Here is a 13,910-nt window from a genome sequence, read left to right as displayed (position 1 = left end):
AGCGTTTCTGATATCCCTTCCGCTTTATAAATTGCCATCAACCTAGTAACCTACCAGCCAATCTCACTAAGGGGCACAAAGGTAGGAAGCGTATTTCCTTTGTATTCCTTCTCGATGAACTCCTTTGTGTCATCTTCCTGGTAAAGTTCAGCTAATCTTTTCAAAGTTTCATTGTCTTTATCTTCTTCGCGGACAGCGATGATGTTGATATATGGAGTGGCAGTTGCGCTCTCAAGGAAGATCGCATCTTTCTTTGGCGTAAGTCCTGCATCGACTGCGATTCCGTTGTTGATGATGGATGCTGCTACATCGGGCATTACCCTTGGAGTCTGGCCGGCAACAAGCGTAACAAGTTCAAGATTCTTCGGGTTCTCCACGATTTTATCGAGGGAACCAATGCCATCGAAGCCATCCTCAAGCTTGATCAACCCGGCTTCCTGGAGTAAAAGAAGTCCTCGGCCCATATTCGTAGCTTCATTTGCAAGGGCAATCTTCCCGCCCTCAGGGATGTCTTTCACGTCTTTGTATTTGTCTGAATAAATACCCATTGGTGCAATTTGAGTGGTTGCGATTGGTACAAGGTCAAGATTATGTTCCTTGATAAAAGCGTCAAAATAGGAAACGGTCTGGAATGAGTTTGCATCCAATTCACCTTCTGCAAGGGCCAGGTTCGGCTGGACATAATCAGAGAAAGTGACGATTTCGACTTCAATTCCTTCTTTTTCTGCCTTTTTGGCGACAAAATCCCATACTCTGTGATCGGTTCCGCTAACTCCAAGTTTCACTTTGACTGTTTCTCCGCCTTTCGCGGATGATGAAGAGCTGGAGCATGCCGTGCTGAATACTGTGAGACTAAGAACGAATAATGCTAATAAAAGTTTTTTCATTTTGATTTCCTCCTGGTTATCTTCTTCTGATTTTTTTAGCTGAGATGTTTCCAAGGGATTGAAGTCCCTGAACCATTACAATCAAGATGCCAACTGTGATGAACATTGTCTGGGTATCAAAACGCTGGTAGCCGTATGTAATTGCCAGGTCGCCCAGGCCGCCGCCGCCGATTGCCCCCGCCATTGCTGATGCACCGATCAATCCCACGGTCGCAATCGTAAAAGCAAGGATCAGCGAGCTCATCGCTTCAGGAAGGATGAACTTGAAAACAATCTGCCATGGCGTGGCACCCATTGATTCGGCTGCCTCGATCACTCCGGGATCAACTTCCAGCAGGGAGTTCTCTACCAATCTTGCAATATACGGACCTGCATAGAAGACTAGTGGAACGACAGCTGCGGCTGTACCAATTGACGTGCCAACAATCAGCCGGGTCAGCGGTATGATTGCGACCAGCAGGATGATGAATGGCACAGAGCGGAAGACGTTGATGACACTGTTGAGTACATTGAAGACAGGTGCGTTTTCAAGCAAATGGCCTTTCCTGGTGACCACAAGCGCGATTCCCAGCGGAACTCCGAGGACTGCCGAAAACAAAAGTGAGAACGCAACCATTTGCAGTGTTTCAATTAAAGCCTGAATAATTTGCTCTGAGTTAACTAGCATGTGCTGTCACTTCCTTTATGCTTACTTTTTGTTGATCAATAAAATTAAGAGCTCTCAAAATTTCTTTATCACTGCCCTGGAACTCGACAATCAGGTTTCCGAATGGTATACCCTGAAGCTCTGTGATATTGCCGAAAAGAACATTGAGGTTGATATCGAATTTCTTTGAAAGCTGTGAAAGAAGCGGCTGACCGGCTGTCTCACCGACAAAGTTAATCCGGAATACCTTATGCAGTCCTGAATGTCCTTCGATAATCCTGTAAACAGAATCAGGAATACTGTCATTCATGATGGTGCTGACGAAATTCCTGGCTGTTTCTGTTTTAGGAGCTGAAAAAACATTGAAGACAGTGTCTTCCTCGATGATTCTTCCATCCTCGATGACAGCGACTCTGTCGCAAATCTCCCTGATGACGGACATTTCATGCGTAATGATTAAAATCGTAATGTTGTACTCCTTGTTGATTTTTTTCAAAAGCTGCAGGATCGAACTGGTTGTCTGCGGGTCAAGCGCAGAAGTCGCTTCGTCACAGAGCAGGATTTTCGGCTGGGTTGCCAGTGCCCGGGCAATCCCGATACGCTGCTTCTGGCCGCCCGAAAGCTGGTCTGGATAATTGTCTGCTTTATCAGCCAGGCCGACAAAGTCGAGCAGCTGAAGGACACGCTCTTTTATTTTGGCTTTGGGAAGTTTTGCGAGTATGAGCGGCATCGCGACATTATCGAAAACGGTTTTCGAGTTTAAAAGATTGAAATGCTGGAATACCATGCCAATATTCTTTTTTACCTCCCTGACTTCTTTTACTGAAAGGGAAGTCATGTCGCAGCCATCCACAATCACCCTGCCTGATGTGGGCCGTTCCAGTAAATTCACACAGCGGATCAGCGAGCTTTTTCCTGCACCGCTAAAACCAATGACTCCAAATATCTCTCCTTCCTTGATTTCCAGGTCGATTCCATTAAGCGCCGCTACCTTATTTCCGCGGCTTTCATAAACTTTTTCCACTTTCTCAAACGTAATCAACTGATTTCCTCCTTTGTAGATTGAAAAGCGCAAGCGCCTTGGTCAGCCCCGACAAGCGCTGGAGGGCGCCCGGTGAAGTCGTTCTTTGACTTCATTGGGCGGACCGAAGCGACTCGAGAGGCTAGGCGCTGTAGCTAGACACTAATTTAATACAAAAGTTAATAGTTTCTTAAAAAAGAAAAAAAACCTCTTCCCGGAAACAGGAAGAGGGCATGCCGCAACGATTGCTGGACAATATCTCTTCTTATCTCCCAAGCTCATGCTTGCTGGATTTGGCACAGTCCTCAATGTGAGTCCGCTGCCGAGGCTTCATAGGGCCAGTCCCTCCGCCTCTCTTGATAAGAAAGTATCGATATGGAATTGTAGATGGGGATCGTTGTAAAAACAAAAAAGTCCCCTTCAGAAAGAAGAGGACATTAAATAAAAAGTCGGCCTCTTCTTATCTGTCAAGCTCATGCTTGCTGGATTTGGCACAGTCCTCCAAAGGAGTCCGCTGCCGAGGTGTCATAGGGCCAGTCCCTCAACCTCTCTTGATAAGAAGTAACGAATATTGAGTTGTAAATCTTGTTTATTACTTTACTGCGCCATAGAAAAAGTGTCAATCATTTTGTTGGATTTTTTTTAGTAATACGAAAAATAGGAATATAGTATTAAATAGCAAGTATCAGGCAAAAAGAATAGAAACCCTTGCAGCAGCAAGGGTTTCAAGCGAGAAAAGTAAGCTTTATCTGGTAATGACAATCGGCCCATTCTTTGTAAGGATGATGGTATGCTCGCATTGAGCGACAAAGCTGTTTTCTGTTACATATGTCCATTCATCGTTCTCATTTTGGAAAACTTCTTCCTCGCGAGTTGAGATGAATGGTTCAAAAGCGATGACCATTCCTTCTTTTAGAAGCTCGTCATCCCATGGTTCATTGTAATTGTAAATATGGTCGGGTGCTTCATGAATTGTCCGGCCTATTCCGTGTCCGGTCAGGTTTTTGATGACTGTCAGGCCGTTCTTTCTCGCAGTCGCGATAACGGCCTTGCCGAGTCCGCTTTTCTTCGAGCCAGGTTTCGCTTTTTTCAATCCTGCTTCAAAGGCCTCGACAGCCGTTTCGCAGATTTTGGTTAAAATCGGGTCGCCTTCGCCAACGACAAATGAGATGCCAGTATCAGCGAAGTATCCATTCTTAGAGCCGGAAACGTCGATATTCACAATATCGCCTTCTTTGATGACACGGCTCCCTGGAATTCCATGGGCGACCTCTTCATTCACACTGATGCATGTATACCCCGGAAAATTGTACTCACCCTTCGGAGCGGAAATCGCCCCATGCTGTTCAAACATCCTGCCCGCGATTTCATCGAGCTCCTTCGTGGTGATTCCAGGCACAGTCTTTTGGACCAATTCCTCGCGAATCAAGCCGACAATCCTGCCGATTTCTTTTAATCCGTTGAAGTCTTCTTCTGTTTTTGCAATCATAATATATTCCTTTCCGATGGCATAAATTTAAGATTCCACTTGATTTTATTAGAGTATCCCTTTTTGGTATGGAAATCCACACATAAGGCTTTAATGAATGATAGGAAGCAAGCTTTAACTTGGAATTCTACAATGGATTAATATATCGTAGAACTACACTGTTCTAAGGAGAATTGTTTTTCTCCCTACAATATACCGTATTAATAGGAGTAAGTTAATGTACACGGGGTAAAGTGAATTGGTATATTTTTCTTTATAAGATATATTTAGCAAAATCGTTTGTGTTTATATGGATTACTTTAGTGATTATTTATAGTAGATTTACCTAGGTTGTCTACTAGCATGTTGAAATAAAAAGAAGCAGTAAGCTAACAATATCAGTATGATTGAATATCCTAAAGCCAATTATTTAGGGCTTAGGAATTTATAGGGGTGAAAAAGTGATCAGCTTTGAAAATGTATCGAAGAAATATGATGATGGAACATACGCGGTCAATAATTTTAGTTTACATATCAAGGAAGGGGAATTGCTTGTCCTCATAGGTCCAAGCGGCTCCGGCAAAACGACAACTTTAAAAATGATCAATCGCTTGATTCCTCTTACTGATGGCTACATCAAAATCAAGGATAAGATGATCAGTGACTATGATATTCACGAGTTGCGCTGGGATATTGGATACGTTCTTCAGCAAATTGCCTTGTTTCCGCATATGACGATTGAAGAAAACATTGCGGTTGTTCCGGAAATGAAGAAATGGGATCAGACAGAAATCAATCAACGCATCGATGAATTGCTGCATATGGTAGGGCTTGAACCAGAAACGTACCGTAAAAGGCTGCCCAATGAACTATCCGGTGGCCAGCAGCAAAGAATTGGTGTGGCCCGGGCGCTTGCTGCCAATCCGCCGATCATTTTGATGGATGAGCCATTCAGCGCCTTGGATCCACTAAGCAGGGAAAAGCTCCAGGATGATCTCATCGAATTGCAGAAAAACATCAAGAAAACCATTGTATTTGTCACTCATGATATGAGCGAAGCATTGAAGCTTGGAGACCGGATATGCCTGATGAGAAATGGGGGAATAGTCCAGACAGGAACCCCTGAAGAGCTGATCCAGCAGCCTGCGAATGATTTTGTCCGTGAATTTGTTGGGATTGACCAATCTCAGGAAAAGATCATGGATATCCGTGAAGTTGTTGAACCTGCAAATCCGGGGGAGATGGAGCACCTTCCTGTCATTTCCTCCCAGGTGTCGATCAATGAAATCCTTGCGTTATTGAGTGAGCAAGAACAACTAGCAGTTGTTGATCGTGATGAAAAAATCGGTACCATTGACCGACAGGGGATTATCCGGATTTTATCCGGTCGAATGGAGGCGCTGAAATGAACGGCTGGACTTCCACTTTTGTAGAAAGAAAAGATGCGCTTTTAAGTGCCCTGCTCGAACATATCCAGATTTCTTTTATTGCGCTATTCTTCGCAGTGTTAATCGCCATTCCGCTTGGGATTTTCCTGACAAGAAGGAAGCGGATATCAGAAGGGATTATTGGGATTACAGCTGTTCTGCAGACAATCCCTTCACTTGCATTGCTTGGTTTGTTGATTCCGCTATTCGGAATTGGCAAAGTCCCTGCAATCATTGCCCTAGTGGCGTATGCACTGCTGCCGATCTTAAGGAATACATATACAGGAATAAATGAAGTGAATCCATCGTTAATTGAAGCCGCTCGTGCCATGGGAATGAACAGCAATCGCCGTTTAATGAAGGTTGAACTCCCTTTGGCGATGCCCGTCATCATGGCTGGAATCCGTACAGCGATGGTCTTGATCGTCGGAACTGCGACAATTGCCGCACTAATTGGAGCAGGAGGTTTAGGTGACCTGATTCTTCTCGGCATCGACAGAAATAATACGGCATTAATCGTCCTTGGCGCAATTCCTGCGGCCTTGCTTGCCATTCTGTTCGACCTTCTGCTTAGAAGGTTCGAAACGGTTTCCTTTAAAAAATCGCTCATTACGATAGGCACTATTTCTTTAGCTGTGCTTGTCATGATGGCCATTCCTTTCCTTGGCGGGAAAAATGACGATGAGATTGTCATTGCAGGGAAGCTGGGCTCCGAGCCTGAGATCCTAATCAATATGTACAAGCTCCTGATCGAAGAAGAAACAGATCATTCCGTCCGGCTGAAACCTGGATTGGGAAAGACTTCATTTGTTTTTACAGCATTGGAAAACGGAGATATTGACATTTATCCTGAATTCACAGGCACGGCCATTTCGGAATTTTTAAAAGAAACAGCCCGCAGCACAAACAGGGAAGAAGTATACCAGCAGGCAAAAGAAGGAATGAAAAAAGAGTTCAACATGGACATGCTTCAGCCGATGGACTATAACAATACGTATGCTTTAGCTGTTCCTAAAGATTTTGCTGAAGAAAACAACTTAAAGACCATCTCAGATCTAAAATCGATTGAATCCTCGCTGAAAGCTGGGTTCACCCTTGAATTCTCAGATCGCGAAGATGGATATAAAGGAATCAAAAAACTCTATGGACTCAACCTGCCCAGCCTGATCACTATGGAGCCAAAACTCAGGTACCGAGCAATCAAAAACAAAGAAATTAACCTTGTTGATGCCTACTCAACCGACAGTGAGCTCCAGCGATATAAGCTTGTCGTGCTTGAAGATGATAAAAACCTGTTTCCTCCATATCAGGGAGCTCCTCTTATGAGAGCTGAAACATCAGAGGAATATCCTGAAATCGTCGACGCCCTCAACAAGTTAGCCGGTAAAATCACCGATGATGAAATGAGGAAAATGAATTACCAGGTGAATGTCGAAGGGAAGTCGGCTGAGAAGACCGCACGGGAGTTTTTAAGAGAAGCTGGATTATTGAAATAAAATAAATTTAGGAACATCAGTTAGGAAAAGTATCGAAAAAAGACAAGAGGCAGAAAAACCAATTGGTTTTTCTGCCTCTTTGTCAGTAAGAATTATTGCGGATTAGTTATTTATACTCGATAGAAAGCGAGTTTTCGCCTGTTCAAAAATGGCATTGATTTCGCCATGGATGGATTCTCTTTCATTTTTATTATCTACATCTATAACCTTCATTTTTAATTCTTTCACTAAATTATGTTCTTCTGAAGTTAAAATATCCTTAAACATATGAAATCCTCCTGTTGTATTACTTAGCTGTTGGGAAATGAAAATCCCATGATGAAAAAAATCGAAGTTTGCTTTCTTGATAGATGATTTTTTACCCACTTTTGAAAACTGATAAACTCATTTTGAACTACATATGGGGTTTGAAAACTCCATTGCGTATTAAGAGGAGTAATAAGGCTAGGTTTTATACATAAAATACAAATTAATTTTAAAACCCTCGCGGCAAGAAGCGAGGGTTTTTGTTGTTTTGCCAGAGTTTTTAAACATTTTTTAAAAAAAGATGAAATTCTAGTACTCCCAGGGGTTTTATATGTGATTTGACTCACTACATTGATAATCATTCGCAATTAAGATGAAGGTAAGAAATCAAAGGAGGGGATTTGGTTGAAAGCAACAGACAGAAAGGCCCAGGGAGCAGTTCAGGGTGAAACCGTCAAGGATACCAGTCACTACAAAACAAAGATAGGAACCTGGATATCGGTCGGAGTAGTGGGAGCAGTGATTCTTGCGACGTACTTTATTCTATTTGGACTCTACATGGCAAGAGTTTAGAAGGGGGAGAGAAGAAATGCACTTGGATGAAAAGATCTGGCTGTTTTTAAGTTTTGGAATGATCATGGGGTTCATGATTTTTACTGGGTACCAGGCAGTGGCATTGGGAATGGGGCCCCCAAGCCATAAAGAAACGATCGATCCGCAAAAGGTCGATGAAACAGCCCCATTTGACGAGCCGGGAATCAAACAAATTGGCGAAAATGAGTATGAAGTTGTCATGACGCTTCAGGTATTTAGTTTTACACCGATGGAAATCGAAGTCCCTGCTGGATCAACTGTCCACTTCACGTTAACGTCAAAAGATGTTGTTCATGGTTTCCAGGTGGCTAATACGAATTTGAACGCAATGGTTATGCCGGGACATATCCAAAAAATATCACAGAAGTTTGATGAACCAGGTGAATATTTGGTGTTATGCAATGAATATTGCGGTGCCGGGCATCAGGCCATGAGCACAAAAATCATCGTTAAATAAAAAGGGGGGAAAGAATGTGCAATCTGCATTAAAATCAACTTCATTTAATCAAAAAACAAACAAAATATTAGGGATCAATCAAGAGGATGCAAGGATTTCGAAATCATACTTATCTATCGCATTTATCGCTTTGCTGCTTGGCGGTTTCCTGGGCTTGCTGCAAGGTCTCAATCGTGCCGGTGTCCTGCAATTGCCGCCGTGGCTTAACTATTACCAGGTACTCACGGCCCATGGCATCCTGTTAGTCGTGGTATTATCCGCATTCTTCACGATTGGGTATTTTTATGCCGGACTTTCTCACACACTTGGAGGATTGCTGCCTAAGGTGAGGAAAATGGCATGGATCGGTTTTTGGATGAAGATTTTCGGCTTTGTGTTAGTCGTCATACCGATTTTAAAGAATGAAGCCTCTGTCATGTACACCTTCTACCCGCCAATGGCTGCATCACCAATGTTTTACTTTGGCTTGGTATTCATCGTATTGGGAATCTGGATGCTTGCATTGGGAGCGTTTACTCAAGTTGCGAACTGGAGAAGGAATCACAAGGGGCAACATCTCCCGATCCTCGCCTTCTTTGCAACCGGTGTTTTCGTCCTGTTAGTCGGCGCAACTGCTTTTGTTGCAGTAGAAGTCCTTTTCATGATCATCCCATGGACACTTGGCTGGACAGACGGCATAAACGTATTGCTTGCGCGTACACTTTTCTGGGCATTTGGCCATACTGCCGTTAACATCTGGTATTTGACCGCTGTCTCAGCATGGTATGTAATCGTACCAAAAATAATCGGCGGACACCGTTGGAATGACCTTTTAACACGTATGGTTGTCATTCCGTTAGTAATCATGAACATTACCGGCGGATTCCACCATCAGATCATTGATCCTGGTATTTCGGAGTCCATCAAATATATGCACGTATTCATGAGCCTTGCTATTGGGTTCCCTTCATTAATGACCGCATACGCAATGTTCAGGGTATTTGAACGTACAGCAAGAGCGAAAGGCGGAAAAGGTTTAGTTGGCTGGTATAAAAAGATGCCATGGGGCGATGTACGATTCCTGTCGCCGTTTATCGCCATGGTAGCATTCATTCCGGCTGGAGCCGGCGGAATTGCTCAAAGCACGAACCAATTGGACCAGGTTGTACACAATACGATGTGGGTGGTAGGCCACTTCCACTTAACGCTTGGTATGTCTGTCATCATGACCTTCTTCGGCATCAGTTACTGGCTCGTTCCATATCTATCAAAACGGGTGCTGTCTCCTGCCATGAATAGATTGGGAGTGATTCAAACCGTCATATGGACTATAGGTATGGTGATCATGTCGATCTCTATGCATGCTGTAGGTCTCTTCGGTTCTCCACGAAGAACTTCATTTACAACCTACGGGGATTTTGCTGAAACACTTGGATGGAATCCGTATATGGCAGCTGTTGGCATAGGAGCAAGCTTATTGCTGATTGCTGTCATCCTTCAAGTTTATGCGGTGTTCAACCTCATGTTCTTCGCACCAAAGGGAGTAACAGAATTCCCAATTGCCGAAGAGGAAGCAGGAGCAGCAAAAACTCCATACTGGACAGAGCGCTGGGGAATCTGGGTTGTGCTCATGCTGTTGGTCGTTTCAATGGCTTACGTCTTGCCAATCGCAGACATGATTATGAATGCACCTCCTGGGTCGCCGCCATTTAAGACTTGGTAAAAAAAGAAAGCGCAAGCGCCTTGGTCAGCCCCGACAAGCGTTGGAGGTCCTGACATTGAAGTCGTTCTTTGACTTCACTGTCAGGACCGAAACGACTCGAGCTGCTCAAAGCTAACGCTTATCGCAAGATAGTCGAGGAAGCTCTTTCAGCGATGAAAACTGGCTAGGCGCTGGAGCTGGACACTAATTTCAATGCAAAAACCTTTTTACTTTCTTTTAGTGTAAAAAAAGAGATAGCTTCTGAAATCAGGGCTATCTCTTTCAAATCAGCACGATATGTGAAAACTGAGATTTTCATCACTGGAAAAATGGGATGTGATCAATTTGATCAAAAATCGGCAAACGATGATTTCATGTCTAGTTGTATTGGTGTTTGGACTGCTTTTATTTTATACAGGAACAGACGGATTCACTGCTTATACAGCAGAGAAGGCAAGAGTGACAAAGCTGGTTGAGGAACAGCCTCAGTTTCCACAAGTAACCTTTGAAGATAGTGAGGGTCGGACTTATACTATATCTGAATTTGAAGGTAAGTATGTATTTATCACTTTTATTTATACAGGCTGCACTACGATATGCATTAAATTAGAAGAGAATATGTCGCAAGTGTACGATCTGCTTCCGAGTGAATATATAGGCAAGGATATTGTCTTTTTAAGCATAAGCTTTGACCCGGGCAAAGATGATCCTGCTACGCTAAACAAGTATAAGGATTTATTCGGAAGTGATGGGGAGACATGGAGAATGGCAAGGATACCGGACCAGAAACAGTTGGATACCTTGCTGGAGAAGTTTGGAGTCATTGTGATTCCAGATGGAAATGGGAACTTCGCTCATAATTCAGCTTTTTATTTAGTGGATCGGCAAGGCGCATTAGTGGATGTAATGGATTTTACAAAGGTAAATGAGGCGGCAGATAGGTTGGAACAGACTCTAGAAGCAGACAGGGGGAAATAACGATGAATCAGTTTCTGATCGGGCTTGTTCTTTTAATCGGTTTAATGCTTCCTCCTGTTGCAAACTTGATGGAATCCGTCATGATCATTCACATGCATATGCAGATGCCAATGCTGGTGATTTCCGGCTTTTTCATGGGACAGTTATTCCAGCAGCGCTTTCCTCATTTCTTTTCAAAGTACAATCAAGAGGGCATCCCAGGAATCCTTCTGTTTATCATCATAATGGGTTATTGGATGCTGCCGCGTACAATGGATGAAGCCTTGACTGTAAATAGTGTGGAATTATTCAAGTTTACCAGTTTGCCATTCCTCGCAGGAGTGCCTCTAAGAGATTCCTGGAAAAAACTCAGCAAGAATCGGAAGAATTATACGATTGCATTTTTTACAGTCATGTTCTTGGGCATGGGCTGGTTATATATTCAAGCAAACGATCAGCTTTGCAACAATTACTTAGTAGTTGACCAGATGATCCTTGGATGGGGATTCATCACAATGGCCATCTGTTTGGTCATTTACTTAATCTATACGGCTGTTGTAGATCCCTCGTTATATGAGTAGGAATTCAACCATTGTGTCCATTTTGCCAACATGTCACAGTAAGGTGCTTAATCAGGTATAATAAGTTGAAGGAATTTTATTAGATGCGGCAATTATTGCATATTCAATCAGCGGGAAAAGGCGATTCAGGGCATAGGAGGACCAAAATGAAAATAGCAATCTCATTCAGTGGCGGGAAGGACTCTACGCTAGCATTATACAAAATTCAAAACAACCCTGATTTCGAGGTTGATTCATTGCTCGTGACGCTGACATCAGGATTCGATCGGGTATCAATCCATGGGGTTCGCTACGAGCTGTTGAAGCTCCAATCTGAGTCGTTGGGCATTCCATTAAGAGAGGTGTGGCTTCCGCAGGATTGTCCGAATGAAAAGTATCAAGAAATAATGGGAAAAGCTATTGCTGAAATGAGAGAAGACGAAGTGACCCATATCGCTTTTGGCGATATACATCTTCAGGATGTTCGGGAATATCGGGAGAAATTATTCTCGGCATCGGGATTGACCCCTGTTTTTCCACTCTGGGGTATACCGGTAGAGGAAGTAAGCTGTGATTTTGTTGATTCTGGATTCAAAACGGTTTTAACATGTGTTGATTTAGAAAGGCTGGCTCCATCCTATGCAGGCAAAGTATATGACAGGAAGTTTATCAGTGAGTATCCGAAAGACCATGATATTTGCGGAGAAAATGGAGAATTCCATTCATTTGTATTCGATGGTCCTAACTTTGCATTCCCCATCAACTTTAGGTTAGGTGAGGAAAAAGTGACAAAGGATTATTTTACTCAAAAAGATCGATTCCTGTTTATAGATTTAATCCCGAATTAAAGCTTATAAACTTTAATATTCAAATAAATGATCAATAAACTGCCGGCTAGAAAAATAATGACACCTGAAATAGAGTTTGGAGAAAGGTAATGTAAAAAATCCATAAAAAGCACCCCTTATTTTTAGGTGGAAATATCGTATTACGATATTTTGTATTTTAATTATATCGTGTTAAGATATATTTATCAATAAGAAAGTAAGGTGGAATTTTTGCTTAGTAAAGACGTATATGAGTACCTTGCTGAGTTTCGGTACCAATTGAGGAAGTTCCAGAAGTTCAGTGAAACAGCAGCTGAAAATATGGGCATTACCGCCCAGCAGCACCAATTGATGCTGGCCATAAAAGGGTACCCGGAAAGGGATTATGCTACACCGAGCGAGCTAGCAGAACGATTGCAAATCACTCATCATTCATGCGTTGGCCTTATTGACCGCAGCGAAAAGTCAGGATTGGTCTCGCGCAGGAAAAACCCAGAAGACGGCCGAAGTGTCTTTGTCGATGTAACTCATAAAGGAATGGATATCCTCGAGGGCCTGTCCGAGATTCATCTTGAAGAAATAAAGCGGATCGGTTTGTTTAAGGAGAAGCTTTGATAAAGCAGTGAAATACACAACTGAATAAAATTAGTTTATTTAAGAGGTAACTTATGAAAAAAAGAATCATCTATTTGGGAATTATAACTATAATCATAATCCTTCTTTTGCTTGGGACCTATAGATTAATGAATTCCAGGACTTTTCAATTGTTTGGCGGACTGACAGCCCAAGTAAATACCGACGAAAAAGTAGTCGCTTTAACCTTTGATGATGGCCCCACACAACAAGTGGAAGACATTTTGCCAATCCTAGAGAAGTACGATGCTAAGGCAACATTCTTCCTGATTGGCAATGAAATCGAAAAAAATCCAGAAGCAGCCCAGATGATCGCCCAGGCAGGTCATCAAATTGGGAATCACACATACTCCCACAACAGGATGGTGTTGAAATCCCCTTCCTTTATCAAAGAGGAAATCGAGAAAACCAATACGCTGATAGTAAACGCCGGCTTTACCGGTGAAATAGACTTCCGGCCGCCCAATGGGAAAAAACTGCTCGCACTCCCTTATTACCTGGATCAGCAAAATATCGATACAATCACCTGGAATCTCGAGCCTGATTCCTACTATAGTTCATCTGCTGATAAATTAAATTACATAAAAGATCATGTAAAACCTGGTTCCATTATCTTAATGCATCCGATGTACGATCAAACTGGGGAAGAACTTGAGACAATAGAAGGAATTGTGAAAGCATTATCCCGGGAAGGGTATAAATTTATAACGGTAAATGAACTGCAGGAAATGTAGGTTAGAACGATACTAAATCATCGCCACATTAAGCTTAGAGACTTATAAATCTCTAAGATTTTTATTTTGTCTCAATCTAAGCCGTAATCAAAAATCAATTTTTGAATAAAGATTATAAATCTGACTTATTCTGAGAGTATTGGTTGTATTTTCGCAATAATGTTTAATTTCTAATAACTGGGGTATTCGGCAAAAGAGGGGTCTTCCAAAAATACCTGAAAAAGGATATTTTTACATGATTTAGAGAAAGATAGTGACAGTATAAAGGAAGGGATG

15 protein-coding genes and 2 riboswitches are annotated in these 13,910 nt (G+C 42.5%); of the genes, 10 read left to right on the top strand and 5 right to left on the bottom strand.

Features of this window, described 5'->3' with window-relative positions:
• Nucleotides 1-50: 50 nt before the first annotated feature.
• The 4 genes from RH061_RS18990 to map form a co-directional block, all read right to left on the bottom strand.
• Nucleotides 51-887, bottom strand: a complete 837-nt coding sequence (locus RH061_RS18990) for a MetQ/NlpA family ABC transporter substrate-binding protein (protein ID WP_311072382.1) — start codon at nucleotides 885-887, stop codon at nucleotides 51-53.
• Between the two features lie 16 nt (nucleotides 888-903).
• On the bottom strand, nucleotides 904-1,554 hold the full coding sequence (locus RH061_RS18985; protein ID WP_144478840.1) for a methionine ABC transporter permease: 651 nt from the start codon (nucleotides 1,552-1,554) through the stop codon (nucleotides 904-906).
• Complete coding sequence (locus RH061_RS18980) at nucleotides 1,544-2,575, bottom strand: methionine ABC transporter ATP-binding protein (RefSeq protein WP_311072381.1); 1,032 nt, start codon at nucleotides 2,573-2,575, stop codon at nucleotides 1,544-1,546. The genes RH061_RS18985 and RH061_RS18980 overlap by 11 nt, the downstream gene beginning before the upstream one ends.
• Nucleotides 2,576-2,816: 241 nt before the next feature.
• Nucleotides 2,817-2,920, bottom strand: a riboswitch (SAM riboswitch).
• A gap of 91 nt (nucleotides 2,921-3,011) precedes the next feature.
• A riboswitch (SAM riboswitch) is annotated at nucleotides 3,012-3,115 on the bottom strand.
• 184 nt (nucleotides 3,116-3,299) lie between these two features.
• Nucleotides 3,300-4,043 (bottom strand): type I methionyl aminopeptidase, encoded by a 744-nt coding sequence (map, locus tag RH061_RS18975; RefSeq protein ID WP_311072380.1) that lies wholly within the window; start codon nucleotides 4,041-4,043, stop codon nucleotides 3,300-3,302.
• A gap of 440 nt (nucleotides 4,044-4,483) precedes the next feature.
• On the opposite strand from map, the gene RH061_RS18970 reads away from it, so the two are divergent.
• Both RH061_RS18970 and opuFB read left to right on the top strand, forming a co-directional pair.
• Nucleotides 4,484-5,431 carry an ABC transporter ATP-binding protein gene (locus RH061_RS18970; protein WP_311072379.1) on the top strand — a complete coding sequence of 316 codons (948 nt, stop codon included), beginning with the start codon at nucleotides 4,484-4,486 and terminating at the stop codon, nucleotides 5,429-5,431.
• Entirely contained in the window at nucleotides 5,428-6,945 is a 1,518-nt protein-coding gene (gene opuFB / locus RH061_RS18965) for an osmoprotectant update ABC transporter permease/substrate-binding subunit OpuFB (protein WP_311072378.1), read from the top strand. Before RH061_RS18970 ends, opuFB begins: the two co-directional genes overlap by 4 nt.
• A gap of 102 nt (nucleotides 6,946-7,047) precedes the next feature.
• On the opposite strand, the gene RH061_RS18960 is transcribed toward opuFB, so the two are convergent.
• Entirely contained in the window at nucleotides 7,048-7,212 is a 165-nt protein-coding gene (locus RH061_RS18960) for a hypothetical protein (RefSeq protein WP_023626813.1), read from the bottom strand.
• Nucleotides 7,213-7,596: 384 nt separating this feature from the next.
• Here RH061_RS18960 and RH061_RS18955 point away from each other — a divergent pair, with 384 nt between their 5' ends.
• The 8 genes from RH061_RS18955 (at nucleotide 7,597) to RH061_RS18920 (ending at nucleotide 13,634) form a co-directional block, all read left to right on the top strand.
• On the top strand, nucleotides 7,597-7,764 hold the full coding sequence (locus RH061_RS18955) for a hypothetical protein (RefSeq protein ID WP_311072377.1): 168 nt from the start codon (nucleotides 7,597-7,599) through the stop codon (nucleotides 7,762-7,764).
• Between the two features lie 16 nt (nucleotides 7,765-7,780).
• On the top strand, nucleotides 7,781-8,242 hold the full coding sequence (locus tag RH061_RS18950) for a cytochrome c oxidase subunit II (RefSeq protein ID WP_023626815.1): 462 nt from the start codon (nucleotides 7,781-7,783) through the stop codon (nucleotides 8,240-8,242).
• A 16-nt stretch (nucleotides 8,243-8,258) separates the two neighbouring features.
• Nucleotides 8,259-9,944: a cbb3-type cytochrome c oxidase subunit I gene (locus RH061_RS18945; protein ID WP_311072376.1), complete on the top strand. Its 1,686-nt coding sequence runs from the start codon at nucleotides 8,259-8,261 to the stop codon at nucleotides 9,942-9,944.
• A gap of 324 nt (nucleotides 9,945-10,268) precedes the next feature.
• Complete coding sequence (locus RH061_RS18940; RefSeq protein ID WP_311072375.1) at nucleotides 10,269-10,901, top strand: SCO family protein; 633 nt, start codon at nucleotides 10,269-10,271, stop codon at nucleotides 10,899-10,901.
• 2 nt (nucleotides 10,902-10,903) lie between these two features.
• Nucleotides 10,904-11,461 (top strand): hypothetical protein, encoded by a 558-nt coding sequence (locus RH061_RS18935; RefSeq protein ID WP_251615517.1) that lies wholly within the window; start codon nucleotides 10,904-10,906, stop codon nucleotides 11,459-11,461.
• Nucleotides 11,462-11,607: 146 nt separating this feature from the next.
• Nucleotides 11,608-12,288: a Dph6-related ATP pyrophosphatase gene (locus tag RH061_RS18930; protein WP_311072374.1), complete on the top strand. Its 681-nt coding sequence runs from the start codon at nucleotides 11,608-11,610 to the stop codon at nucleotides 12,286-12,288.
• Between the two features lie 201 nt (nucleotides 12,289-12,489).
• On the top strand, nucleotides 12,490-12,882 hold the full coding sequence (locus RH061_RS18925; protein ID WP_251615513.1) for a MarR family winged helix-turn-helix transcriptional regulator: 393 nt from the start codon (nucleotides 12,490-12,492) through the stop codon (nucleotides 12,880-12,882).
• A gap of 53 nt (nucleotides 12,883-12,935) precedes the next feature.
• On the top strand, nucleotides 12,936-13,634 hold the full coding sequence (locus RH061_RS18920; RefSeq protein ID WP_311072373.1) for a polysaccharide deacetylase family protein: 699 nt from the start codon (nucleotides 12,936-12,938) through the stop codon (nucleotides 13,632-13,634).
• Nucleotides 13,635-13,910: the final 276 nt, after the last annotated feature.

The organism is Mesobacillus jeotgali, from assembly GCF_031759225.1.
GTDB classification, from domain to species: domain Bacteria; phylum Bacillota; class Bacilli; order Bacillales; family Cytobacillaceae; genus Mesobacillus; species Mesobacillus jeotgali_B.
The sequence above is the reverse complement of the archived record's forward strand: the minus strand, read 5'-3'. Positions and strand labels throughout refer to the sequence as shown.